The organism is Arthrobacter sp. FB24 (genome assembly GCF_000196235.1).
In the GTDB taxonomy this organism is placed as follows: domain Bacteria; phylum Actinomycetota; class Actinomycetes; order Actinomycetales; family Micrococcaceae; genus Arthrobacter.
Genome location: NC_008541.1, coordinates 503,041 through 526,926 on the forward strand (window position 1 = coordinate 503,041; position 23,886 = coordinate 526,926).

A 23,886-nucleotide genomic window follows, 5' to 3' on the forward strand; every position below is an offset into this window, starting at 1 on the left:
AGCCCCGGTACCAAGGTCAGCCGGACCTCACCATGTCACGGTTCCGGCCGCGCCATCCACGGTGACGGTCTGCCCGTCACGCAGCCGCACGGTGGCATCAGCCACACCCACGACGGCGGGGATGCCGTACTCCCGGGCCACCACTGCGCCATGGGAAATGACGCCGCCCATCTCCATCACCAGGGCACCCGCGGTCAGGAAGAGCGGCGTCCAGCCGGGATCAGTGGAGGGGGCCACCAGGATTTCCCCTGGTTCCACATGGGCACCCACCGGATCCATGATCACCCTGACCTTCCCGGTGGCGGTGCCGGCCGAGGCCGGAGTCCCGGTGAGGCGGTCCGCGGCAGCCGCCTGGGGCAGCGCGGCCGCCGCCGCCATCATGGCGGCCTCCACGTCGGTGCCGTCCGAGAGCAAAAGGCGCGGAACGCGCCGCCGCCGCAGTTCGACGTCGTACATCCGACGGCGGACGGCGACCACTTCCTTCAGGTCCGCACCGCGGAGGGCAACACGCAGTTCTTCAAAGTCCAGGAAGAAGACGTCGGTGGCAGCCGAGATGTTGCCGGTCCGCGTCAGTTCCTCGCCGACGGCGGTGAGCTGCCGGTGCATCTCCGCCAGCACCATCACGATGTAGAACTTGGGCAGCTCACGCAGTCCGGACAGCTGCCGTGCCCTGCGCAGGCACAGTGCCACCAGACGCCCCCGCAGCCGGCTCCTGGCTGCCGCCCGTTCCACGAGTTCGCTGACCCGGGCTTCCGCGTGATCGGCGGCACGGGCAAACTGGCGGTCCGGAGCCTGCTCAGGATCCTCAACCCGGAGGTAGTTCGAGATTATCCCCAGAAGGTGGTCCGGTTCCTCGGCCCATCGCGGCATCCCCAGGTCTATCTCCGCCACGGCCCGGTGGCCGTACTTGGACAGGAACGTTCGCAACCCCGCCTGCGCAACGCTCGGCAGCCCGCCCGCCGTGTACAGCGCCGCCAGCCCATCCGGCCGCAGCTCCGTGAACACCCTTCGCGACTCCGGGTCCCGGCCAAGCGACACCGCCAGCTGCCACAGTTCCAGGTCCATGATGGTGGTCACGTTGTGGGGAAGCCCCCGAAGGACCGCCTCAAGTTCGCGCGGTTTGGCAATCCCGCGCAGCAGCCTTCGGGCCGCCGCCAGCATGAGGTATCCCACGGACGGACCCGGCAACGTCGCCTGGATGATCCCGTTGACAGTGCTTCCCAGGACGTCCTCCGCGTGCTGCAGCCGTCTCGCCGGATTCGCAGGGAGGGGGAGCGCAAGCCGGGCTTCGAGGCGGTCCTGGTAGCGCCGCGCCCGGCGAAGCTCCCCGTCCGGCCACAGCAGTGCCCTGATCATGGCCGGAATGAGACCGGCCATCAGCACCAGGCTCTGGGATTCCTCAGTGCCCTTTGCTTCTGTCCCGGCATGGCCCTTCGTGCGCTTCCTGCCCGGCAACCTGCGTGCCGGACGCACAATACTGAACCGCGGGTCCTCCAGCAGCGCGGGGAAGACCGCGGCCGATCTCCCGTCAGCCAGCGGCAGCAACCTCAACAGTGCCTTGCGGCCGGATTTGTTGCGGACCACCGCCGTCAGGTCCACGTACATCCGCAATCCCGGGTTGACGTATTTCCATGGCCCCTTGCTGTTCCTCATGAGGCCCAGCACGGAGAGGCCCATGGGCGTTAGAGGTCGGGTAAGTCCCTGGAGCAGCGTGCCGCACAGGTAGACGCGTGTGTCCCCGCCCGCTGTGCGGTCCGCGCCGCCGGTCCCGCCGGGTGATTCGTCCTCCGGCAGCGGATACAGCGTGGTGATGGGCCGCGATTGGGTCAACCAGGCCTTGCCGCCTGCGTCGATCACCCACTCCACGTCCTGGGGTGCACCAAACAGCCGCTGGGCGGCGTCACCGAGGGATGTCAGTTCGCGAACCTGGGCCGGGTCCAAGCTGGTCCCGGCGCCCTGCGGCCCCTGCAGGATCCGGCTAGTGGCCGTGTCCACAACGAAGTGGTCCGGATTAACGGCCCCGGACACCACCGCCTGTCCCGGTCCGGGGCTGGAATCGATGACGCTCTCGGTCCGCGTGCCCGTCACCGGGTTGGCGGTGAACAGCACGCCCGCCGTGCCGGCGTCGACCATTTGTTGAACGACGACGGCGAGTCCCGCCTCGCGGTTGCTGATCCCGTTCGCTGTGCGGTAAGCCACCGCACGGTCCGTCCACAGCGACGCCCAGCAGCGCCGGACGGCCTGGACGACGGCGTCGGCGCCGATGACATCCATGAAGGAGTCCTGCTGCCCGGCGAAGCTGGCAAAGGGCAGGTCCTCAGCGGTGGCGGACGAACGGACCGCCACCGGAGCGTCGCCCATCGCGGCATAGGCCCCGCGGACAGCGGCCTCGACGTCGGCCGGAACCTGTGCTGCGGCCATCGCCTCGCGGGCTTGCCGCGCGAGGCCGTCCCGCTGGTCGTCCGGCAGCCCGGGAGCGCCGTCGTACTTTTTCGCCCCGTCCAGGCCGTTCGCCCCGTCCAGGCGGGCGGCGATGTAGTCCAGTTCCGCCGGCGCGGCCATCCGGTAGCCCGTTGTGGTCAGGCAGAATCCCGCCGGAACCGGAAAGCCTGCGGCGGCGAGTTTGCCGAGGTTCAGGGCCTTGCCGCCCACGAGCGCCAGCGATCCTGATGCCAGCTCGGCAAGATCGACCACCAGGCTGTTCCCGGCGCCGCTGGCCGGCGCCGGAGCGGGGCTGACGTGAGCCATGTCCGGCTCCTAGCCGTTTTCCGCGGCCTCTCCGTTGTCCTCCCACATGACATCCAGGTTGCGGAAGATCAGCGGTCCGTCGCACAGCGCCGCCATCTTCGCGGCGAACTCCGACGTCTCCGGCCGGTTGGAATTCTCCATCGCCGATTCATAGGAATCGAAGTCGACGATGGTGAAGTAGGTCCCGGGGCGGTCCCTGTCGGCCGTGGCCACGATGCGGCGGAACGTGGGCGGAGTGCCTCCCTCGGTCCGTGACGGCCGGCCCAGCTGCTCTATCTCCTCGATGCGGGAGGTCTGGAATTCGATGATCTGCACAAACCCGGCCATGACGGCTCCTCGACGGCGGTGGATGCTGATGCGGATCAGGCTAGACCCGGCGGCGGGGGAGCGCAAAGGGGAGAAATGCCCTACTTTGCGGTCCGGTTCCTGCGCCGACTACGGAGTATGGATCCCGCGGACCGTGCGGTTGCGGCCGAGCGATTTGGCCCGGTACAAGGCCGCGTCCGCCGTTGCGATCAGCTCATCAAGGCCGGACGTTCCTTTGCCGATAGGGGCGATGCCGTAACTGACCGTGGGCATCCGGGAACCGTCCGGGCCCCGGACCGCTTCGAGCTGCTTGTTGATCTCCGCGGTGATGGCCTCTGCCCGGTCCGGGCTCACACCGGGCAGCAGGAAGATGAATTCCTCGCCGCCGTAGCGTCCCACGAGGTCGGTTGAGCGGACCGTCTCGTTGCAGGCGGAGGCGAACGACTGAAGCGCGGCGTCGCCGGCCGCGTGGCCGTAGGTGTCGTTGACGGCCTTGAAGTGGTCCAGGTCGGCCAGCACCAGGGTGCCGAGCGCACGGGTGTGCCGCAGCCGCAGCAGCTCCTCGGAGGCGAGGTCCAGGAACGCCGCCCGGTTGAGCAGCCCCGTGAGGCCGTCCTGGGTGGCCACCGCCCGGAGCGCGCGTGTCTGCTGTTCGCTGCTGAGCGCCGCCATGCTGAAGGACACCACCACCAGCAGCACCATGGTCACCAGGGTGGTCACCGCGGAGCCGAAATAGGTGACGAAGATCCGGCCGTCCGGGCCTTCAGCCAGATATACGACCAGCCGGCAGAAGTAGTAGGCGGCGAAGAAAGCCGCCGCGATGGCCAGCGGAATCCGGACCCGGGAGTAACCGGGCTCCAACCGCCAGAGTTCGCGGGACGCCAGGCCCAGCATCAGCCCCATCAGGGCAAGGAAGACCGCGCCTCCGGCCCAGATGTTAACCCCCGGGTTTTCCAGGGCTGATGACACCGTCACCACGGCGGGACCCGCCGCCAGTTGCCAGGAACGCGGCCGTGCTGCCCGCAGGGACCGGGCACCGGCCCAGACGCATGCTCCGCCGGCAACCAGCAGGCAGTTCCCCAGCGGATTGGCCCACACCTGCTGCGGTGTTCCGTTGAAGAGGTAGGCCGCTGAACCGGCGAGGAATAGCGTCAGCGCCACGCACCACCAGGCGCTGTAAGGGGACCGCGTGCTCCGGTACGCAGCGAAGTAGAACAGGAGCGCCAACGTGAACGCAACAATGGCGAAGGCAACCCGGAGGGTCAAGGTGTCAAGTTGCATTCAGTTCCCCCAGTTCGCAACCAATGCGAAGACCCGGACCGTTCCCGGACCGAGTCCCTACGCAGACTTAGTATCGCATTCCGAGCCCCTGGCGGGTCAGGGCGTGAGCAGCACCTTGATGGCGCGGCGTTCGTCCATGGCCTTGTAGGCTTGCGGCGCCTCCTCCAGCGGCATGACGGAGTCAAACACGCGCCCGGGGTTGATGCTGCCGGCCAGCACATCCGCCAGCAGTTCGGGGATGTAGGTTCGGGCGGGTGCCATGCCGCCGGCGATGGAAACGTTGGAGTCGAACAGGTAGCGCAGCGGGACCTCGCCCCCGCCGGTGGGGACGCCCACGAAGCCAAGCGCCCCGCCCGGACGGACGCAATGCAGGGCCTGCTCCATGGATTCCTTGGTGCCCACGCATTCCAGCACCGAATCGGCCAGCACGCCTCCCAGCAACGCACGGACCTTGGCCACGCCGTCGTCGCCCCGTTCCTCCACGATGTCCGTGGCGCCGAACTCCCGGGCCAGCGCCTGCCGGTCCGCGTGGCGGGACATGGCAATGATGCGCTCGGCCCCGAGCCGCTTGGCCGCAAGGACACCGCAAAGCCCGACGGCGCCGTCGCCCACCACTACGACGGTCCGGCCCGGCGCCACCTTCGCGGACAGCGCCGCGTGGTGGCCGGTGGCCATGACGTCGGACAGCGTCAGCAGGTTGGCCGTCAGTTCAGCATCCGGTTCGGTGACGCCCGGCACCTTGACCAGGGTGCTCTCGGCAAGAGGAACACGGACGGCCTGCCCCTGGCCGCCGTCGATCTTGTGGCCGGTGTCGTCCCGGCCTCCCCAGCCGGCCAGGTGGTCGCAGGCAACGGTGACGCCGTTGAGGCATTGCGGGCACTCGCCGCAGCTGACCACGAAGGGTGCGATGACGAAATCACCCACCGCCAGCTCAGTCACCCCTTCGCCGGTACTCTCCACCACGCCGACGAATTCGTGGCCGATGGCTGTGGGCCTGCGGGTCGGCCTGACGCCGCGGTACGGCCACAGGTCCGAGCCGCAGACGCAGGACGCAGTCACCTTGACCACCACGTCCGTGGGCAGCTGGATGGTGGGGTAGTCCCGGTCTTCAACCCGGATGTCTCCAGGGCCGTGGATGATGGTGGCGCGCATGGGGGCTCCTTTGAACGAGTGCTGGGCTAGGACTGAGTCTAAACCCGGCTCCGGGCGGCCGGTCATTCCTTCGGCTCGGTCCCCTCCCGGCCGCCGAGCAGCCCCAGGGCACCTGCGACTGCCTCCCTCCGCCTGGTCGAGGCGAGCCCCAGGTGATAAAGGTGAAGCTCGGTGCAGCCCTCGTCCAGTAGTGCCTTCCATTCCTGCGAGAGGGCACGGCTGTCTGCGGACTTCGGCGGCAGCGCGAGCACGTAGGCGCCGGTTGCAGCCGCTGGCGCATCGCTCCGGAAGGACCTCAGCGCCGCGGCGCTGTCCGTTGCGGCACCCCAGCAGGGCAGCACCGCCGTCGCGCCCGGAAAGCTCTCCCACAGTTTGCTGCGCTCCAGCGCGCGCAGGGACGCGAACGGCCCGGAGGACCAAGGGTCCGGGGAGGCATGGATCGAAAGCCGGACGTCCGGCCATGCTGCAGCCTCCGTCAGGACACCGTCCAGGAGCGTGGCAGTGGCATCCCACCGGCACTCCAGGAGCGGGACGAACCCGTCTGCATCACAGCCCGCTCCCAACTGCAGGCGGTGATTCCCACCGGCTTCCATGGAATCGGACAGCACCGCGGATCTGACTTTCGCTGCCAGGACGCCGGCATCCATGCCCCGGCGTCCATAACCGCTACGGCATGCGTCGCAGAAGCAAAGGGAAAGCAGGGCCTGGACCCACGGCGAGTAGTCCGCCCCCTCTGTCTTTTCATGCTGGTTCTGGTGGCTGAAGCCGAGGGGCCCGGCGGCCTCAAGCACCAGGCCGTCCGGATTGCCGTGCCGGAGCACCTGGCCCACAATCGTTCGTGCGTACTTGCGGACCGCCTCGTTCGAGGGACACAGGGCATGGAGGTAGGTTTCCCCAAAAGCGTTGCGGACGCACAACTGCGGATGCCTTGCGCCCAGGGAGCTGGAGTGGGTGAGGACCGTCCAGGCATCCACCGGAACACCTGCGGACCGCAGCTGCCGGGCAGCTTCGCCAAAGGCATCACTGGTTCCGGTCCAGCCCGTGCCCTCCGCGGGAATCAGGTCCTGGCCCGCCCAGGCGTCGGTCACCGGGACGTACAGGGCCGCGGTGCGGGCGTCAACAACGCGCCGTCGGGGGTGGCGGGGGGTTGCCGCCCGCACCGAATGATAGGAAGCAGCTAGGGCAACCCGGTCCACGCCCACTGCCGCGACATCCGCTGCGGCGCCGGAATCACCCAAAACGTCCCAGGGGTAGAGGTAGCCGGTGACGCTGGCTCTCGTGTCATTCACCAGCGCGGAAGGTCCGCTGTGTAGTCCGGGACGAACTTCTGCATGTAGCCGGTGTCGTCCCTCGCCGTCATGCCGGCGTCAAGGTATTGCTGGTGCAGTTCGGCCAGCTTCTCCCGGTCCAGCTGAACGCCCAGTCCGGGACCGGCCGGAACCTTGACGCTGCCGTCAACAAACCGCAGGGCGCCCGGTTTCACGACGTCGTTGTGGCCGTTCCACGGATAGTGGGTATCGCAGGCGTAGGTAAGCGCCGGGGTCGAGGCGGCGACGTGCACCATCGCTGCCAGACTGATTCCCAGGTGCGAGTTGGAATGCATCGACAGGCCGATCCCGAACGTCTGGCAGATCGCTCCGAGTTCACGGGTGTGCCGCAGTCCTCCCCAATAATGGTGGTCACCGAGGATGACCTGCACCGCGCCGAGTTCAACGCCGCGCTTGATGTGGTCAAAAGCCACCACGCACATGTTGGTGGCCAGCGGCATGGCGGCAGTCGTGGCCACCGCCGCCATGCCCTCAAGGCCCGGAGTGGGGTCCTCGAGGTATTCAAGCAGCCCCGACGTTTCCTGGGCTACCCAGCGAGAGGTTTCCACGGTCCACGCCGTGTTGGGGTCGAGCCGCAGCGGCAGCCCGGGGAAGGCCTGGCGAAGCGCCTTGATTGCTTCGATTTCCTGGGCGGGCGGAAATACGCCGCCCTTGAGCTTGATCGATTTGAAGCCGTACTCGGAGATCATCTTGCGGGCCTGCCGGACTATGCCCTCCGGGTCCAGGGCTTCACCCCATTCATCGGAAATGGCGGGCTTTCCGTCCAAGGCCGGATGTTCCGCCCACTTGTAGAAAAGGTAGGCGCTGAACGGAACCTCGTCCCGGACCGTGCCGCCCAGAAGTTCGCTGACACTCCTGCCCGTCGCATGGCCCTGGATGTCCAGCGCTGCCACTTCGAAGGCTGAGAACACGGCGGCCCGTTCAAATACGGAGGGCTCGCCGGCGAGCGCTTCATTGATGAGCAGCTCCATCAGGGTGGTATCGAAGACGCTCACGCCCCTGATGGCCCGGGCCCCGACGGCCAGGTTTGCCAGCCGGCTTTGCCCGCCGGCGCACTCGCCCAGCCCGAGCAGGCCGTTGGCGGTGCGAATCTCAATCACCACCCGGTGGACCAGCGGTTCATGGACCCCGACGGCGTTGAGCAGCGGTGGATCGGAGAAGGCGATGGGGGTGATGGTGACGTCGGTGATCTTGAGGTCGGCGGCTGTGGGAGTGGTGATGGCCTGGAAAGTGGTACTGGTGTTCATTGAGCTTCTTTCGGGGAAGATAGGGGACTGGGCTGCCGTGCCGGCAGAACCTATCCCTTTGTGGCGCCGGAGGTGATGCCGCGGATCATGGAACGTTGCAGGAAGAGATACACCAGCAAGCTGGGGATCATGGCCATCACTGCGCCGGCAACCAGGACTCCGGGGCCAACCGTGGTGTCATTGCGGAGCACGGAGAGTGCCACAGTGAGCGTGTAGTCGCTGGGATCGTTGGCCGCGATCAGGGGGAGCAGGTACTGGTCCCACACCATCATGAAGCCGAAGATTCCAATCACGCCCAGTGCGGGTTTGCAGAGGGGCAGGATGATGGTGAAAAGCATTCGGAATTCGCCCACCCCGTCCAGCCTGGCGGCCTCCTCGATTTCACCGGGAATCTCCTTCATGAACTCGCTCATGATGAAGATGGAGAATCCCCAGATGCCCACCGGCAGGATGACGGCCAGGACGCTGCCCTTAAGGCTGATGCCGAGCAGCGGCAGGTCGCCAAGGACGAGGGACAGCGGAATGCCGATCACTTCTTCCGGCAGCATCATGGTCATGAGAACCAACAGCAGGACCAGGGCCTGGCCGCGGAATTTCTTCCGGCTCAGGCTGTAGGCCGCGAACACCGAGACCGTCATCTGAAGCAGCAGTCCGCCGCCCGCGATGACCAGCGAGTTCAGCAGGTAGCCCCAGAGGCCCTGCTGCTGTGCCACCTCGAAGTTCTGCAGAGTGAACGTCTTCGGCAGCAGTGAAATTTCCGTGGGGCTGGAGTTCCGGTCGAACGCCGCCGAGATGATCGCCACGAACGGCAGGGCGAAGATGCAGAACACCAGGACGCAGAGGGTGATCCGCAGGGCCATGTTGGCGCCGAACTGCGGCGACCAGCCAAGTGCCGTATCAAACCGGGCTGACGGGGAGGGACGGCGCCGGGGAGCAGCCGTTGTGCGGGCCAGGGTCATCGATCGGCCTTCCGTTTGGCAAGGTACTGGGTTCCGACTGTCAGCAGCAAAGTGACAACCAGCAGAAGCACGGCGGCGGCTGATGCGACGCCGATGTCGTTTCGCTGGAATCCGAGCGAGTACATCCGGGTCATCCAGACTTCGGTGGAGCCGGCAGGGCCGCCGCCGGTGAGCACATACACTTCGGTGAAGCTGCGCAGGCTCCGGATCGCGGCCAGGGTAAGGACGATGACCAGCGAGGGGCGCAGAGCAGGCAGGGTGATGTAACGCAGCCTCTGCCAGACAGTGGCTCCGTCAACGCCTGCTGATTCGTAGAGTGATCGGTCCACCCCGGTCAGCCCTGCCAGGATGATCACCATGTTGTACGGCGCGCCGCTCCAGATTCCCACCACCGCGATGGACCACAGTGCCGTGTCCGTGCCGTTGAGGAACTGCAGCGGGCCCAGGCCCAGCCAGCCGAGGATGGAGTTCAGCGGGCCGTCGGCCGTGGGAAAGTACAAGATCCGCCAGATTTCGCCCACCACGGCCAGGGCGGTGACGACGGGAAGGAAGATGGCCGTCCGGAGGAACCAGAGCGAACGCGCCTGGCCCTCCAGAAGCAGTGCCAGGACGAACCCCACCAGCAATGCGCCCAGGGTCTGGGTGACGCCGAGGAATATGGTGTGGCCCAGGGCCTCCATGAAACGCTGGTCGCCAAGTACCTTGGCATAGTTCTCGAAGCCCACGAAGATGTCCCCGAGGAACGGCTGAACCTTGAAGAGGCTCAGCCGGACGCCCTCGAACATCGGGATGAACTTGAAATACAGGCCAAGCAGTGCCGCCGGGAGCAGGAATAGCCAGACTGCGAGCGACTGTTTGCTGCCCCTGCGTTTCCGTGTGCCTCCCGCCGCCTTGTGGGCTGGAGGCGCCGGCCGCGAAACCGGGGTTTTCGTTGGAGTTGCTGTCATGACTTGGCGTTCTGGCTGTTCAGTTCGTCATTGATCGCGGTGTCCAGGGCCTGCAAACCGGAGGCCACGTTGTCTGCAGGGCAATCGGCCACGATCTTGTTCAGCGCTTCAGCCGCGGCCTGGCGGAACGGGACGAAGTTGATGGCGGACGGGAAGGCCTTGGACGACGACTTCAGTGCCTCCTGGACCACTGACCAGCGCGGATCATTGTAGACGGCGGCAGCATCGACGTCGGAATTCACCGGTACGCGGACGATCGGCTGCTTGCCGGCCGTCATGCCGGCCTTCTGGCCGTCCTGGGAAACCAGGTAGTCGATGACCTGCTTGGTCTGGTCCTTCTTGGCGTTGCTTGCCGTGACATAGATGTTCTCGCCCTCGGCCAGCACGGTGTTGTCCTTGGAGCCCTTGGGCGCTTCGATGACCTCGTAGACGTCCTTGCCGGGAGTCTTGTCGAACGATGAGAAGTTGTAGGGGCCGGTGAGGATGATGCCGGCCTTGCCGGTCTGGAAGAACGGGGAGGCCACGCTGGTGGCTGCGGTCAGGGCACCGGGCTGCGTGTTTCCCGGAGTGCAGAACTGCTGCTTGACCCAGCTGACACCTGCCTGGGTTTCCGGGGAGGAGGCGTTGGACGAGTACTTTCCGTTGCCCTCATCCTTCAGGTAGCTGCCGCCGTCCTGCCAGATGTACGAGGAAGCCCACCAGCCCAGGTATCCGCGTTCGGTGGAGCCGGGAACGACCATGCCGTATGTGTCTGCCTGGCCGTTGCCGTCCGGATCCTGGGTGGCGAAGGCCGTGGCGAGCTTCGCCAGGTCCTCAAGCGTCTTGGGGACGGGAAGTCCCAGCTTTTCGCGCCAGTCCTTGCGGATCATGGTGACCATGGTCTGGCGGGAGAACGGAACTCCGTAGCTTGCTCCGTCCAGGCCTTCAGTCTCCTTCCACAGGGAATCGGCAATCCGGTCGCTACCGGTCACTGAGGACCTGTCGATCTTTTGGAGGTAGCCCTGCGCCGTGTAGTTGCCCAGCGCGGCGGAGTCGTTGATGACGATGTCCGGGAGCTTCTTGGATGCCGCGCGGGTCTGCAGTTGCTGGTCCAGGTCCGGAACCCCCTGGAAATTGACCTTCACACCCGTCTTCGCCGTGAATTCCTTGAACATGGCGGCGTAGGTGGTGGCGGCGTCGGTGCCAGCGCGTGCCCACACTTCAATGGGCTGGCCGTCGTCCGTGGCGGCCGGGGCGGACGGCCCGCTCCCGCAGCCGGTCAATGCAGCCGCTGAAGCGATGGACAGGGCCACGGCAACCCGTGCTCGGAACCTGATCTTGGAATCCACTTTGATTCTCTCCCTTTTTACATATGTAAATGACTGTTACTATGTGAAACGTACTTCATGAGAGTATGATCGGGATCACAGGGTGTCAATATCGGGAGGAAGAAATGTCAGCAGAGTCGGAGCCGATCACCGTTGCCGTGACCGGTGGCGCCGGAATGATGGCCACCCTGCTGCGCCCGCACCTGAGGGAAGCCGGATACGCGGTGCGGCTGATCGACATTGCCGAGCCCGCCAGCCCGGCCCCCAGCGAATCCGTGCTGGTCGGTTCCGTGGATGACATTGCGTTCATGACAGAGGCACTGGCGGACGTGGACGCCGTAATCCATCTGGGCGGAATCCACCGGGAAAAGCCTTGGGACGATATTGTCCGGACGAACATCACCGGGACCCAGGTGACACTGGAAGCTGCGCGAAGCAACGGCGTCAGCAGGGTCCTGCTCGCAAGTTCGACCCACGCCGTCGGGTTCACTCCGACGGCGGAGGCCGCACGGGACCATGCGCTGCCGCCGCGGCCGGACACGTATTACGGCGTTAGCAAGGCGGCCATGGAAGCGTTGGGGGGCCTCTATGCGGACAAGTTCGGCATGAAAGTGGTCAGCGCGCGGATCGGAACCGGGGGTGAGCGGCCGGGCAACACCAGGAGCCTGTCCTCGTGGCTTTCGCCCGGCGACTCCTTCCGCCTCGTGGAGGCCACCCTCAGTGAAAAAGGGGCGCCGGGGCACCATGTGGTCTGGGCGGTTTCAAACAACACGAGGGGCTGGGCGGACCTGTCTGCGGGAAAGCGCATAGGCTTCGAGCCTTTGGACGATGCGGAAGACTACGCTGACCAGGTCCCTGCGGATCCAGTTCCAGCAGACTGGGACGGCTTGCTGGGCGGCTTCTGGGCCAGTTCAAGCCACCGTCTCGGTGTGGACAATTATCCTGAGCTTGAGCTGAAGTGAACGGTCCAGGTTAGCGGAGTGGGGGAGATGAACGCAGTGATGAATCCGGCACATGCCGCGCCAGCCATGCCAGCCGGGGCGGCAGGGGACGTGAAGCTGGTCAAATCGGCCGAAAGAACCATCGCCATTTTGGAGATGCTCGCGGCGGCACCGAAGCCGCTGACAACAGCCGAGATCTACAAGCAGACCGGCTATCCGAGGTCGAGCCTGCACTGGCTCCTGCTGACCTTGCTTGAGCTGAACTGGATCGAGCAGAGTCCCGAAGGCGGGTACCGGATCGGCACGCACGCCCTGCTGTGCGGCACGGCGTACCTGGACAGGGACCCGGTCATGGAACACGTCTCCGGCGTACTCGAAAAGGTTCGGAACGCCACCACGTTCACAACGCACTATGCGCGGCTGGACCGTTCGGACGTCATATACCTGGCCACACGGCAAGCCGTGGACCGCCGGCGCCTTTCGTCCCGTGTGGGACGCAAGCTGCCCGCACACGTGACGGCCCTGGGCAAGGCCATCCTGGCCGAATTGACTGACGCTGAAGTGCGGGACAGGCTCGGTGAGGGACCCTACCCTCTGCTCACCCCGAACTCGGTGCCTGATTTCGCGGCGCTCCAAACGGAGCTCGCAGGCTTCCGCAAGGCGGGCTATTCACTCGAACGCGAGCAAAATACGGTGGGACTCTGCTGTGTTGGAATCGTGGTTCCGTACCGGATCCCCGGAACGGATGCGATTAGCTGCTCGATTCCCACGGAGCTGGCAACCGGGCAGGTGCTCAGCGACGTCGTCGACACTCTGAGGGGTGCCGCGGCCGAACTGGCGGCGACGCTCCGGGCGGCCGGAATCCGCTAGCGCATCCCCTCGCGCCGGATCGCCGTGGCGATCGCGGCGGCCCTGGTTTCTACTCCGAGTTTGGCGTAGATGTGCGCCAGGTGGGTCTTGACGGTGGCCTCGGAGATGAACAGCCGCTGGCCGAGCTCCCGGTTGCTGAGGCCTTCGGTCAGGAGGCTGAGCAGCTCCGCTTCCCGTGGCGTCAGGATCTCGTCCGGGTTCCGCAGCTGCTGGAAGAGCCGCGAGGCCACTGGTGCACTCATCACGCTCCTGCCCTGCACGGCGCCGCGGACCGCGGCGAAAATCTCGTCCGGCGCCGCGTCCTTGAGCAGGTAGCCCATGGCTCCCGCGTCGACGGCCCGGACAATGTCCGCGTCCGAATCGTAGGTGGTGAAAACCAGAACGGCCTGCCGGGCGTTGCGGCGGCGCAGCTGTTTGATGGCCTCGATGCCGTCCATCCCCGGCCCCATGGCGAGGTCCATCATCACCACCGCGGGGCTGAGCTGTTCCGTCAGGGCCAGTGCCTCCTCCCCGGATGCCGCCTCCGCCACCACCTCAATGTCCGGCTGCGTTCCCAGCAGCGCCTTGAGCCCGCTGCGGACCACCAGATGGTCGTCCACCAGCAGCACGGTAATCGGGTTCACTTTTCCTCCCCGGTGGGCAGTTGCGCGGCCACGATCGTCCCTTCGCCGGGGGTGCTTTCCACCGAGAATACGCCGCCCAGCTGTTCCACCCGCTGGCGCATGGCCCGGAGCCCGTAGCCTCCGGCGTCCGACGGCGGTGCCAGCGAATGCGGGTCGAAACCGGCGCCGTCGTCGTACACATCCAGGGTGACGGCGCCCGGAAGGAAGCCCAGCGTCACTGTGGCGTTCGCCGCCCCCGCATGCAGCTTGGTGTTCGCGGCGGCGCTCTGGACGACGCGCAGCAGCGCATGCCGGACATCGGCCGGGACGGGGCGCGGCTCGCCGGTGACCAGCAGGCGCACGCCCGGAACATACTGGGACGCTGCCTGCAGCAGGGCCTCCGGCAAGGGCGCCGTGTCCAGCCCGGGGGAGGCGAGTTCGTGGACCAGGCTGCGGGTGTCCGCAAGGTTGCGGCGCAGCATCCCGCTGGCGGTGAGCACGTCCTCCCGCGCGGCCTCGGCGGGCCAGGACCGGTTCGCGGCTTCCAGCAGGAGGAGGCTGCTGGCCAGGCCCTGGGTTACGGTGTCGTGGATTTCCCGGGACACCCGCTCGCGCTCCTCAATGGTGCCGGCGCGGCGCTCGCTGGCCGCCAGCCGCCCCTGCGCGAGCGACACTTCGGCGTGCAGGTGGCGCTGCTCCGCAGCATCCTGCTCAATCCGGTCGTAAATCAGCGTCAACATAACGCCCACCGCCAAGGGTCCCAGAAGCATGGCAATATCGCTGCCGCCGCTCAGCCGGAACAGCCCGACGGCGGTGGCCGCCGCCGTCGCGCCGCCCGCCAAATATGCCACCCAGCCGCTGAAGGCGGTCCGGCACAGGAAGAACAGCGCGAACGAGCACCATGCAAAGCTGGGCGCCGCGATCACCAGTACAGCCCAGAGCGCCACAAGGACGAACATCCACACCGCCCACGGCCGCCTGCGCTGCGAGAGCACGGCGATCACGGCGTAGAGCGAACACACGGCCACGGCCAGGGCCAGCACCCACAGGTTGTCCGCGGGGCTGTGCCGCATCACGTACCGGACAGCCGACGCCACCAGCAACACGGCAAACCCAAGATGGACGACGGCGTCAATGCGGCCCAGCGGACCCCTTCCGGGGGCGCCGTGGCGGGGGAGCGGCCCGGGGGCCGGCGAGGGGACCGGCGCAGCCGGGAGGGGTGGTGGTGAGGAGGGCATGGGGGTCCGGTTCCGGTGGAGGAGTGCTACCCACAATGCTAGGGCGCGCGCCGTTGCCGGTCTCTCAGCCTTTTGGCTGATAAGGCGAGCCTGATGGGGTAGGCCGGAGCAGACTAACGCCCGATGCCTTTCCGCGTCCGGGCGGAAAGGATGGATTCCAGGCCCGCGGCATGAACCCGGGCAAGCGCAAGAATCCCATTCCAAGGAGAACCCGTGAAGATGTCCAAGAAGATCGCCGCCACCGCTGCCGCCGGAGCGCTGCTCCTGACCGGCGGGCTCACCGCCGCAGCCAACGCCGGGACCTCAGCTCCCGCGTCTGCGCCGGCAGCGGCTCCCGCAGCTGCTCCTGCCGCTGTTCCCGCAGCCGACGTCCAGCCGGCACCGGAAACCGTGGTGGCCCAGAACCGGATCAGCGTCGGTGCCTCCGCGGACGCGGTCAAGGCTGCCCTCGCCAAGTGCCAGGCGGACAAGTTGCCGTTCGTCACCATCGCCCTGGTGGACAGGTTCGGAACCATGCAGGCACTCCTCCGCGGCGACAACGCCGCCGAGCACACCATTGAAGCGGCGCAGCAGAAGGCCTACACCGCCGCGGCCTTCGGCACGCCCACCAGCGAGCTCGCCAAGCGCATCAACGGCAACGGGCCCAGCATCGCGGACCTCCCCGGCACGCTCTTCCTGGCCGGCGGAGTCCCGCTCAAGGTCAACGGTGTTTCCGTGGCGGGCATCGGCGTGGGCGGCGCCCCGGACGGCGCCCTGGACGAGGCCTGCGCAGCAGCCGGCGCCGAGGCCATTGCTGCCGGAACTGCAAAGTAGGCTTTGGGCTGATGAGGCGGTTCAGGACTTGGCGTAGGGCGCGGCAGGTATCGGCGGTTGTCATCGCCTCCGCCGGCGTTGCTGCCTGCCTTGCGTCCTGCCAGGCGGGCCCCGGAGATCCGGGACGGCAGGAGACACCGCCGTCGTCCGCTCCTGTGACCTCCTCCGCCCCCGAGGCGCCGTCAGACGCGCCATCGGCAACTTCGGGGCCGCCTGCCGTGCCGGCAGCGACACGTCCTGCGTTGTCAGCTGAGGCGCAGGCGGAGCTCGACCAGCGGCTGATTCGGGCCGCTAAGGCCAACGATGCTGCGACGGTGGCGGAGCTGATCCGGGCCGGGGGCAACGTCAACGCCAAGGACGCCATCCAGGACTCGGCGTTCCTATATGCCGGGGCCGAGGGGTTCAACGAGATCCTGCAGCTGACCCTGGTTGCGGGTGCGGATGTCCGGAGCACCAACCGCTTTGGCGGAACTGCGCTGATCCCCGCCAGCGAACACGGGCATGTGGACACCGTGCGGATCCTCATCGCAGCCGGCGTGCCCGTGAACCACGTCAACAGCCTGGGATGGACCGCCATGCAGGAGGCCATCCTGCTCAACAGCGGCGGGCCAAGGCAGCAGGAGGTGGTGCGGCAGCTCCTCGACGCCGGCGCCGACCCCGGGATCCGGGATCCCCTAGGCCGCTCCGCCCTGGACAACGCGGAGCGGCTGGGATTTGCCGAAATCGCGGCCCTGATCCGGGCGCGCTAGCCCCTGCCTGCTTGGGTGGGGCTAGACCGCCTCGAGGACGCTCACGTAGTTGGCGATGCCCACCCCGCCCATGTTCTGCACGGCGGCGCGGCGGGGGTTGGCGAGCTGCATGCCGCCCGCGGTGCCGGTGAGCTGCATGGCTGCGATGACGTGCTGCGAGACGCCGGTGGCACCCACGGGGTGGCCCTTGGCCTTGAGCCCGCCGGACACGTTGATGGGCAGCTTGCCGTCCTTGAAGACCCAGCCTTCCTCGACGGCGCGGGCACCTTGGCCGGGTTCGGTCAGTCCCATGGCCTCATACATGAGCAGTTCGGCGATGGTGAAGCAGTCATGCACTTCGGCGAAGTCCAGGTCCTCCAGCCCGACGCCGGCCATCCCCAGCGCGCGCTGCCAGGAGACGCGGGTTGCGGCGAAGGCGGTGGGGTCCCGCCTTTCGGCCGGGAAGAAATCGTTCGCGTGGCCGATGCCGGCGAGCCGTACCGGGGCGGTGGCCCCGCCGGTAGGCGAGACAGACAGCACGACCGCGGCGGCGCCGTCGGACACGGGGGAGCAGTCGGTGCGGCGCAGCGGGTCCGCCACCATCGGGTTCTTGTCCGAAACGGTGCGGCAGAACTCCTCGCCGAGGTCCTTGCGGAGCTGGGCGTAGGGGTTGTCGACGCCGTTGCGGTGGTTCTTTGCCGCGATGGTGCCCAGGACATCGGACACCGGTCCGTAGCGCTTCTCGTAGTGCTTGGCGACCTCGGCGAACAGGCCGGTGAAGCCTGTGGTGGAGGCCTTGCCGGCCATGTCGTAGTCGGCACCCAGCAGGGCCGCCCCGACGACGTCCGCACCTGCGTGGGTCATCTTTTCGGCGCCGATCACGAGGACCGTCTTCGCGGTACCGGCCAGCAGCGACTTGGTGCCCTGCTGGAACGCAGCCGAGCCGGATGCGCAGGCGTTTTCCACCCGGGTGGAGGGGACGTTGGCCAGCTGCTCCGAGACCTGCAGGGCCAGCGAGGACGGGAACGCCAGCGGCATCATGCCGGAGTTGAACTGGCCCAGGTAGATCTCATCGATCTGGCCCGGGTCGATCCCGGCGTTGCCGATCGCCTCCGTGGCGACCTGGACGATCAGGGACTCCAGGGTGTCGTCCGTGAGTTTGCCGAAGCGGCTGTGGCCCCAGCCGGTGAGCAGGACATCTTTACCGAACTGTTCGCGCAGGCTCATGCTGTGGCTCCTTCAAGGGTGCTGGCTTCAATGGTCGTGGTTGCGTCGAGGGAGGGGGCGACATCGAAGTCGGCTTCGGTCTTCCCGCGGATCTCCTCGGCGGTGACGCCGGGGGCGAGACGGGTCAGCGTGAGCCGCCGGCCGCCGTCGTCCGTCTTTTCAAGATCAAAAACGGCGAGATCGCTGATGATCCGGTCCACGCAGCTCAGCCCGGTGAGCGGCAGGGTGCATTCCTTCACGATCTTGGCCGTGCCGTCTTTGGCGTTGTGCTCGGTCAGCACCACAACGCGCGGGGTGCCGGCGACGAGGTCCATGGCGCCGCCCATGCCCTTGACCATCTTGCCGGGGATGGTCCAGTTGGCGAGGTCGCCGCTGCCGGAGACCTGCATGGCGCCCAGGATGGCGACCTTGACGTGCCCGCCGCGGATCATGCCGAACGAAGCGGCGGAGTCGAAGATGCTGCCGCCGGGGAGGACCGTGACGGTCTGCTTGCCGGCGTTGATGAGGTCGGCGTCTTCCTCTCCCTCGTAGGGGAAGGGGCCCATGCCGAGCAGGCCGTTCTCGCTCTGCAGGACCACGCGGACGCCATCGGGCAGGTTGTTGGCCACCAGCGTGGGGATGCCAATGCCGAGGTTGACGTAGTCGCCGTCGTTCAGTTCTTCGGCCGCGATCGCAGCCATTTCATTCCGGGTCCAAGCCATGATGATTCTCCTGAAGAAAGTAGGGGCGGCGCTCAGGCCGGAACGGATACGGCATCGGAGGTTACGGCGGCTTCGGTGCGGGGGCGGACCGTGCGCTGCTCGATGTCCTTGACCCTGCCGCTGGCCCGCACCAGGCGCTGGACGAACACGCCCGGGGTGACGATGTGGTTCGGATCCAGCTGGCCGGGCTCCACGATCACTTCGGCTTCGGCCACCGTGATGACCCCGGCCGTGGCCACCACCGGGTTGAAGTTCCGGGCGGTGTAACGGTAGATCAGGTTGCCGTCCGTATCGGCGGTGTGCGCGTGCACCAGGGCGACGTCGGCCTTGATGGCGCGCTCCTGGACGTACGTCTCCCCGTCGAACTCGGCCAGCGGCTTACCTTCGGCAACAAGGGTCCCGACACCCGTCTTGGTGTAGAACGCCGGAATGCCGGCGCCGCCGGCACGGAGGCGCTCGGCGAGGGTGCCCTGCGGAGTGAACTCCACCTCCAGATTGCCGGCAAGGTACTGCTCGGCAAAGAGCTTGTTCTCGCCTACGTAGGAGGCGATGACTTTGCGGACCTGTCCGGCTTCGATCAGGATGCCCAGGCCCTTGCCGTCCACGCCCATGTTGTTGGACACCACGGTGAGGTCCTTGACGCCGGAGTCGCGGACCGCCTCGATCAGGTCAGCCGGGATGCCGCTGAGGCCAAAGCCTCCGACGGCGAGCGTCATGCCGTCCCGCAGTACGTCCTGCAGCGCGGCGGCCGCTCCGGATTTCAGCTTTGACATCGCATCTCCTCATTGAGCTCTTGACGCAATCCACTTTGTGGACTGCTCCTCTGGTGTTGGAGCCTACGGTGCCGAAATGGGCACTGTCAACGGACGATTTTGGCGCGAAAAGCGGCGTTTTTACAGTGTGGACGATAGGATGGCGAGTGTCCATAATATGGATGAGTTGGAGGATCTAACGCAAAGTCCGAGGAAAAAGATGGCTTCATTACCGGTCCAGGGCGCACAAGTCGTCAGCCGCGTCGCGTCCCTGCTGCGCATTGTCGGACGGAAACCGGAAGGGTCCCCGCTCGTGGAACTCGTCAGGGAATCCGGGCTCACCCGCCCCACCGTGCACCGGCTGCTTTCCTCACTGGCCTCGGAGGGGCTGCTGGACCAGGATCCGCAAAGCGGGAACTGGGTCCTGGGTCCGGAGATCCTGCTGATGGGCTCCGTGGCCTCAGCCCGCTTCCCGCTCGAGGACATCGCCCGTCCCAGCCTCCGCCGGCTCGCCGAGGAGACCGGCGAAAGCGCGTTCTTCTCCATCCGCCGCGGCGCCGAAACGGTGTGCCTGCTCCGGGAGGAAGGCAGCTTCCCGGTGCGGTCCTTCGTCCTGCACGAGGGGGTCCGCTTCCCGCTGGGGGTTGCCTCTGCCGGAACCGCGATCATGGCGTTCCTGCCCGAGACGGAGCAGGAGGAGCTGCTGGCGGACTGGCCCGATCATGCGGGCAGTTTTGCGGCAGGCCACACCGAGGCACTGGTCCGGGAGAGCCTGGCCGCGACGCGGCAGGCCGGATACTCGGTGAATCCGGGGCTCGTGCTGGAGGGCAGCTGGGGGATGGGCGCAGCGGTATTCGACCAGCGCGGGCGCCCCGCCTGGGCGTTGTCGCTGACCGGGATTGAGCCGCGTTTCAAGGGGGAGCGGCAGGAGACGCTTGGCCGCCTCCTGATGGAAGAGGCGCACCGGATCTCGACGCTGCTCACACGGTCGCCGGGCGGCGCCTGACGTTGAGCAGTGAGTATCGACAAATCCGTTGTCCCAGAGCACGATTGGACTGTATCGGCAGTGTCCAACCGATCGGCCCCGGCCGCACAACGTCGGTTGCATCATCCGGGCGCTCACCGTCCAACGGATCCGTAATCGTTATCCCTCCGATGAACGGAGGACAGTGCATGGACCATTTGTCGTGGCACCGCACCGTGCGAGGGGGCAGCGCGGTAGCTGCGAGCTGGTAATACATTTCACGTTCACCGTAGGCGCGCCACGCCTCATAACGGGCGCGTCGGATCATGCTGACTTCTTTCCCGCCTAAGCCTGGGTAGCCCCGGGGAGGAGAAACGTGGCTGGCGTCTGCCGGGCCGACGTCGTGATTCGCGATGCCGGAACCGTCAGACCGGCCTCCCGGCCGTCAACAACAACACAGGGAAAACACACAGAAGGAATGAGTCTTATGGCTCTCCAGAAAGAAAGCCGCCGACTGGTGCGCGCGCTCCTGGCGGCGTTAATCTCGCTGCTGATGCCGGTGGCACTTAGTGGCACCGCCGCCGCGGACGGCGGGAAGTCACCCAGGACCTGGACTGTCCAGGTCGGTTCCGAGTCATCGGACCAGGCGATCCAGGGGATGTCCTTCCTCCCGGAAAATATCTACATCAATGCCGGCGACAAGATCACCTGGAAAGCGAACGCGGCAGAAATCCATACCGTGACGTTCCTTGCCGAAGGCCAGTCGCTGGAGTCCACGCAGCCGTTCAACCCGGGCAATCCGCAGTACGTTGAAGCGCAGGGCGGCAAGTCCTACGACGGAAAGTCGTACTACAACTCAGGTGTCATGACGAACGTGTCAGACAGCGGCTTCAATGAAGTGGGACGCTACACGCTGAAATTCCCGGACACGGGCGAGTTCACGTACTACTGCCTGGTTCATGGCATGGCCATGAAGGGGACCGTTCACGTGCGGGATGCCGGCACTGAGTACCCCTACACCCAGTCGCAGTACGACCGTCAGTCGAACAAACAGGAGCGGAAGATCCTGCGGGACGGCTACGAGCAATGGGACGCGGCTCGGGCCAAAGCCGATAACCATACCGTCATCGCAGGGACCGACAACGAAACGGCCATGCTGATGCGGTTCGTCCGCTCGCACATCGTGGTCCATGTTGGCGACGAAGTGACCTTCGTGAATGACGGCATGGGAGCCCCGCACACCGTCACCTTCGGCGAGGAGCCGGCGGACGAGTTGGCAGCCGTGGGCGATCCTGCCGACTTCACCGGCGGTGACCTCAGTTCCGGCCTGATGCTGCCGAAGAGCACCTTCACCGTGAAGTTCAACAAGGCCGGGGAGTTCGATTACATCTGTGCCCTCCACGACTTCATGGGGATGAAGGGCACCGTGGAAGTCCGGGACTGACCGGAACCTGCGGACTCCAGTGAATGAATCCGGCGGCCGGGAGGTAGTCAGGACCGGCCGCCGCGGGGCACTTTGACACGGACACGCCGTTATTTCGGGCCGCAACGGTCCAACCGGCGACCAAAGTGCCCCGTTTTGGATCAGAGCCTGACCCGGTGGATCCCAGGGTCAGGCTACCTCCACCACGTGTCGAAGATGGTCACCGGGACGGTGCGCTTGTGGCGGGTGCGAAGGTATTTCTGCTCAATCGATTCGGCGACGGCGTCCGGGACGTCGCGGCCTTCGAGGTAGTCGTCGATCTGGTCGTAGCTCAGGCCCAGTTCTTCCTCGTCCGTGCGGCCGGGCTTGCCGTCAAGGAGGTCGGCAGTGGGGACCTTCTCCCAGATCCGTGCCGGGGCGCCGAGTTCCGCGAGGAGTGCCCTGTTCTGGCGTTTGTTCAGCCCGAACAGCGGCAGGATGTCCGCGCCGCCGTCGCCGTATTTCGTGAAGAAGCCGGTGACGGATTCAGCGCCGTGGTCCGTGCCGATGACCAAGTAGTTGTGCTCGCCCGCGAGGGCGTACTGCGCGATCATGCGGGTGCGGGCCTTGGTGTTGCCCTTGTGGAAATCGGAGATGCCGTTGCCCACGGTCTTCTCGAATTCTTCCTCGAAACCGTCAACCGCGGCGGAGATGTTGAACGTCCACTCGGTCTTGGCCTGGATGAAGTCCAGCGCTGCCTGGGCGTCGTCCTCATCGTGCTGCACGCCGTAGGGCAGGCGGACCGCCACAAAATTGGCTTCCGTGCCTTCCGCCGCAAGCTCTTCGACGGCAAGCTGGGCGAGCCGGCCCGCGAGCGAGGAATCAAGGCCTCCGGAGATGCCCAGGACGAATCCCTTGGTGTGCGTCGCCTTGAGGTATTCCTTCAGGAACGTGACGCGTTTGCGCACCTCCCCGGCGGGGTCGATCCGGGGCTGGACGCCCATTTCTTCAATGATCCTGGCCTGGAGTTCGCGCATGTGATCCAGACTAGTCAGCAGTGTCAACCATGCTCAACTGTGTCCGTCCCGAGCCGGCCGGAAATTAGCGGACGCCAGGCTCGGGCGCAGGCCCCGTGGAGCCGCGCACCGTGAGGTGGGTGGGCATCACTGCTAGGCGCCTGGTCGTTCCGCCGTGGAGCGGATTCAACTGGGAAAGGAGCATCGAAACGGCAACGCGACCAGCCTGTTCGATCGGGGAGGAAATGGTTGTTAGCGGAGGGTTGCAGAAATCAGCGCCGAAAATATCGTCGCATCCCACAATGCTCATGTCCTCGGGCACGCGGATGCCCCTCTCGCGCAATCGCTGCAGCATGCCTATGGCCAGCAGGTCATTGAAGACGATGCACGCCGTTGCCCCGGTGCGCACGGCAGCGTCGGCGGCTGCCGCTCCGGATGTGGTCTTCGGGGTGAAGGGGCCGATCCTGTGCGTTTCGAGTCCTCTATGGGCGGAGTCCTCCTCGAAGATTTTCCAGCGTCGCAAATTGGACCACGACGTCGGCGGGCCGCTCACGTAGCAGATCCGGTGATGGCCGAGGGAGGCGAGGTGCTCCAATGCCTGGATCATGGCGGACGGCGTATCGATCACCACGGTAGGTGCGTTCGCTGAGGCGCGATTGATTGTAACCAGCGGCTGCGAACCGGAAACGTCGGCAAGCTGCGCGTCCGTCAGGCGCGATGCCGCCAGGATAAACCCGTCCGCTGACCGCCGCATTTTGTGAAGTGCCTCAAGCTCCATCTCGCTGGACTCCTCAGTGTCCACCAGGAGCTGGGTGAGCCCGGCGGCCTTGAGCTGGTGCTGCGTCCCCCTGATGATGTCGAAATAGAAGGGGTTGGTAATGTCCGGCACCAGGACAGCTACAGTGTCCGTGCGACCCGAACTGAGTCCCCGAGCCTGCGAGCTGGGCACGTAATTGAGCCGGGCTGCGGCCTCTTCGATCCGTTCCCGGGTGTGCCGGTTTACCCGGTCCGGCTTGGACAGTGCGCGCGAAACCGTTGAAGTGGCCACTCCCGCCAGCTCGGCTACGTCCTTGATTGTTGGCATTTTTTCGGCGGGCGGCCTGCGGACCTCGGCCCCGTTGTCCCCTGCATCCACCACCGCAGAGCTCATGGATAAGTCCTTTCATGGCTGACGCATCGCCCCGGGCAGTGTGCGCTACGGGCTTGGGTGCAGTGCCTAATAGGTAACATCTCAACACCTTTGGCAACTTTTGGCAATCGCTTGCCGCAACATTGCCTTATCCCTAGACTGAGTTTCGAATCGCCTGCAGTGATGTGCGCCACATGACGTTGTGGCCATGTGGGTGTCCTAGAGGAG

At 66.2% G+C, this 23,886-nt stretch carries 22 protein-coding genes; 6 read left to right on the forward strand and 16 right to left on the reverse strand.

Annotated features, from left to right (window positions below):
* Positions 1–27 precede the first annotated feature (27 nt).
* The 9 genes from ARTH_RS02420 to ARTH_RS02460 all read right to left on the reverse strand — a co-directional run bounded on the left by ARTH_RS02420 (position 28) and on the right by ARTH_RS02460 (position 11,296).
* Entirely contained in the window at positions 28–2,748 is a 2,721-nt protein-coding gene (locus tag ARTH_RS02420) for a PEP/pyruvate-binding domain-containing protein (protein WP_011690342.1), read from the reverse strand.
* Positions 2,749–2,757: 9 nt separating this feature from the next.
* Positions 2,758–3,075 carry a hypothetical protein gene (locus ARTH_RS02425; protein WP_011690343.1) on the reverse strand — a complete coding sequence of 106 codons (318 nt, stop codon included), beginning with the start codon at positions 3,073–3,075 and terminating at the stop codon, positions 2,758–2,760.
* Positions 3,076–3,183: 108 nt separating this feature from the next.
* The gene (locus tag ARTH_RS02430) at positions 3,184–4,335 is read right to left on the reverse strand and encodes a GGDEF domain-containing protein (protein ID WP_011690344.1); all 1,152 of its coding nucleotides are present in this window, start codon (positions 4,333–4,335) and stop codon (positions 3,184–3,186) included.
* Positions 4,336–4,431: 96 nt separating this feature from the next.
* The gene (locus ARTH_RS02435) at positions 4,432–5,487 is read right to left on the reverse strand and encodes a zinc-dependent alcohol dehydrogenase family protein (RefSeq protein WP_011690345.1); all 1,056 of its coding nucleotides are present in this window, start codon (positions 5,485–5,487) and stop codon (positions 4,432–4,434) included.
* A 62-nt stretch (positions 5,488–5,549) separates the two neighbouring features.
* Positions 5,550–6,776, reverse strand: coding sequence for a hypothetical protein (locus ARTH_RS02440; RefSeq protein ID WP_011690346.1), 1,227 nt, complete (start codon positions 6,774–6,776; stop codon positions 5,550–5,552).
* Entirely contained in the window at positions 6,773–8,062 is a 1,290-nt protein-coding gene (locus ARTH_RS02445; RefSeq protein WP_011690347.1) for a glucarate dehydratase family protein, read from the reverse strand. Before ARTH_RS02445 ends, ARTH_RS02440 begins: the two co-directional genes overlap by 4 nt.
* Positions 8,063–8,112: 50 nt before the next feature.
* A complete protein-coding gene (locus ARTH_RS02450; protein WP_011690348.1) occupies positions 8,113–9,021 on the reverse strand; it encodes a carbohydrate ABC transporter permease in 909 nt (302 codons plus the stop codon).
* Positions 9,018–9,968 carry a carbohydrate ABC transporter permease gene (locus tag ARTH_RS02455; protein ID WP_011690349.1) on the reverse strand — a complete coding sequence of 317 codons (951 nt, stop codon included), beginning with the start codon at positions 9,966–9,968 and terminating at the stop codon, positions 9,018–9,020. Before ARTH_RS02455 ends, ARTH_RS02450 begins: the two co-directional genes overlap by 4 nt.
* Positions 9,965–11,296: a sugar ABC transporter substrate-binding protein gene (locus tag ARTH_RS02460; protein WP_011690350.1), complete on the reverse strand. Its 1,332-nt coding sequence runs from the start codon at positions 11,294–11,296 to the stop codon at positions 9,965–9,967. The genes ARTH_RS02455 and ARTH_RS02460 overlap by 4 nt, the downstream gene beginning before the upstream one ends.
* A 104-nt stretch (positions 11,297–11,400) precedes the next feature.
* On the opposite strand from ARTH_RS02460, the gene ARTH_RS02465 reads away from it, so the two are divergent.
* Both ARTH_RS02465 and ARTH_RS02470 read left to right on the forward strand, forming a co-directional pair.
* On the forward strand, positions 11,401–12,237 hold the full coding sequence (locus tag ARTH_RS02465; protein ID WP_011690351.1) for an NAD-dependent epimerase/dehydratase family protein: 837 nt from the start codon (positions 11,401–11,403) through the stop codon (positions 12,235–12,237).
* Positions 12,238–12,264: 27 nt separating this feature from the next.
* Complete coding sequence (locus ARTH_RS02470) at positions 12,265–13,086, forward strand: IclR family transcriptional regulator (protein WP_011690352.1); 822 nt, start codon at positions 12,265–12,267, stop codon at positions 13,084–13,086.
* Here the strand turns inward: ARTH_RS02470 and ARTH_RS02475 are convergent.
* Together ARTH_RS02475 and ARTH_RS02480 are read right to left on the reverse strand one after the other, a co-directional pair.
* Positions 13,083–13,709, reverse strand: a complete 627-nt coding sequence (locus ARTH_RS02475; protein WP_011690353.1) for a response regulator — start codon at positions 13,707–13,709, stop codon at positions 13,083–13,085. The two genes, ARTH_RS02470 and ARTH_RS02475, sit on opposite strands and share 4 nt — an antisense overlap.
* Positions 13,706–14,926: a sensor histidine kinase gene (locus ARTH_RS02480; protein WP_011690354.1), complete on the reverse strand. Its 1,221-nt coding sequence runs from the start codon at positions 14,924–14,926 to the stop codon at positions 13,706–13,708. The genes ARTH_RS02475 and ARTH_RS02480 overlap by 4 nt, the downstream gene beginning before the upstream one ends.
* A gap of 213 nt (positions 14,927–15,139) precedes the next feature.
* Between ARTH_RS02480 and ARTH_RS02485 the strand changes: the two genes are divergently transcribed.
* Both ARTH_RS02485 and ARTH_RS02490 read left to right on the forward strand, forming a co-directional pair.
* Positions 15,140–15,739, forward strand: a complete 600-nt coding sequence (locus ARTH_RS02485; RefSeq protein ID WP_083812652.1) for a GlcG/HbpS family heme-binding protein — start codon at positions 15,140–15,142, stop codon at positions 15,737–15,739.
* Positions 15,740–15,957: 218 nt separating this feature from the next.
* Entirely contained in the window at positions 15,958–16,488 is a 531-nt protein-coding gene (locus ARTH_RS02490) for an ankyrin repeat domain-containing protein (RefSeq protein ID WP_011690356.1), read from the forward strand.
* A gap of 21 nt (positions 16,489–16,509) precedes the next feature.
* Here ARTH_RS02490 and ARTH_RS02495 read toward each other — a convergent pair whose 3' ends face one another.
* The 3 genes from ARTH_RS02495 to ARTH_RS02505 are packed head-to-tail and all read right to left on the reverse strand — an operon-like array spanning position 16,510 to position 19,168.
* Positions 16,510–17,694 (reverse strand): acetyl-CoA acetyltransferase, encoded by a 1,185-nt coding sequence (locus tag ARTH_RS02495; protein ID WP_011690357.1) that lies wholly within the window; start codon positions 17,692–17,694, stop codon positions 16,510–16,512.
* A complete protein-coding gene (locus ARTH_RS02500) occupies positions 17,691–18,395 on the reverse strand; it encodes a CoA transferase subunit B (protein ID WP_011690358.1) in 705 nt (234 codons plus the stop codon). The genes ARTH_RS02495 and ARTH_RS02500 overlap by 4 nt, the downstream gene beginning before the upstream one ends.
* Positions 18,396–18,427: 32 nt before the next feature.
* Positions 18,428–19,168: a CoA transferase subunit A gene (locus tag ARTH_RS02505; protein WP_011690359.1), complete on the reverse strand. Its 741-nt coding sequence runs from the start codon at positions 19,166–19,168 to the stop codon at positions 18,428–18,430.
* A 199-nt stretch (positions 19,169–19,367) separates the two neighbouring features.
* On the opposite strand from ARTH_RS02505, the gene ARTH_RS02510 reads away from it, so the two are divergent.
* Both ARTH_RS02510 and ARTH_RS02515 read left to right on the forward strand, forming a co-directional pair.
* On the forward strand, positions 19,368–20,153 hold the full coding sequence (locus ARTH_RS02510; RefSeq protein ID WP_043429310.1) for an IclR family transcriptional regulator: 786 nt from the start codon (positions 19,368–19,370) through the stop codon (positions 20,151–20,153).
* Between the two features lie 445 nt (positions 20,154–20,598).
* The gene (locus ARTH_RS02515) at positions 20,599–21,555 is read left to right on the forward strand and encodes a plastocyanin/azurin family copper-binding protein (protein WP_011690361.1); all 957 of its coding nucleotides are present in this window, start codon (positions 20,599–20,601) and stop codon (positions 21,553–21,555) included.
* A gap of 173 nt (positions 21,556–21,728) precedes the next feature.
* On the opposite strand, the gene nadE is transcribed toward ARTH_RS02515, so the two are convergent.
* Together nadE and ARTH_RS02525 are read right to left on the reverse strand one after the other, a co-directional pair.
* Positions 21,729–22,550, reverse strand: coding sequence for an ammonia-dependent NAD(+) synthetase (nadE, locus tag ARTH_RS02520; RefSeq protein ID WP_011690362.1), 822 nt, complete (start codon positions 22,548–22,550; stop codon positions 21,729–21,731).
* A gap of 64 nt (positions 22,551–22,614) precedes the next feature.
* Entirely contained in the window at positions 22,615–23,679 is a 1,065-nt protein-coding gene (locus ARTH_RS02525) for a LacI family DNA-binding transcriptional regulator (protein WP_011690363.1), read from the reverse strand.
* Positions 23,680–23,886: the final 207 nt, after the last annotated feature.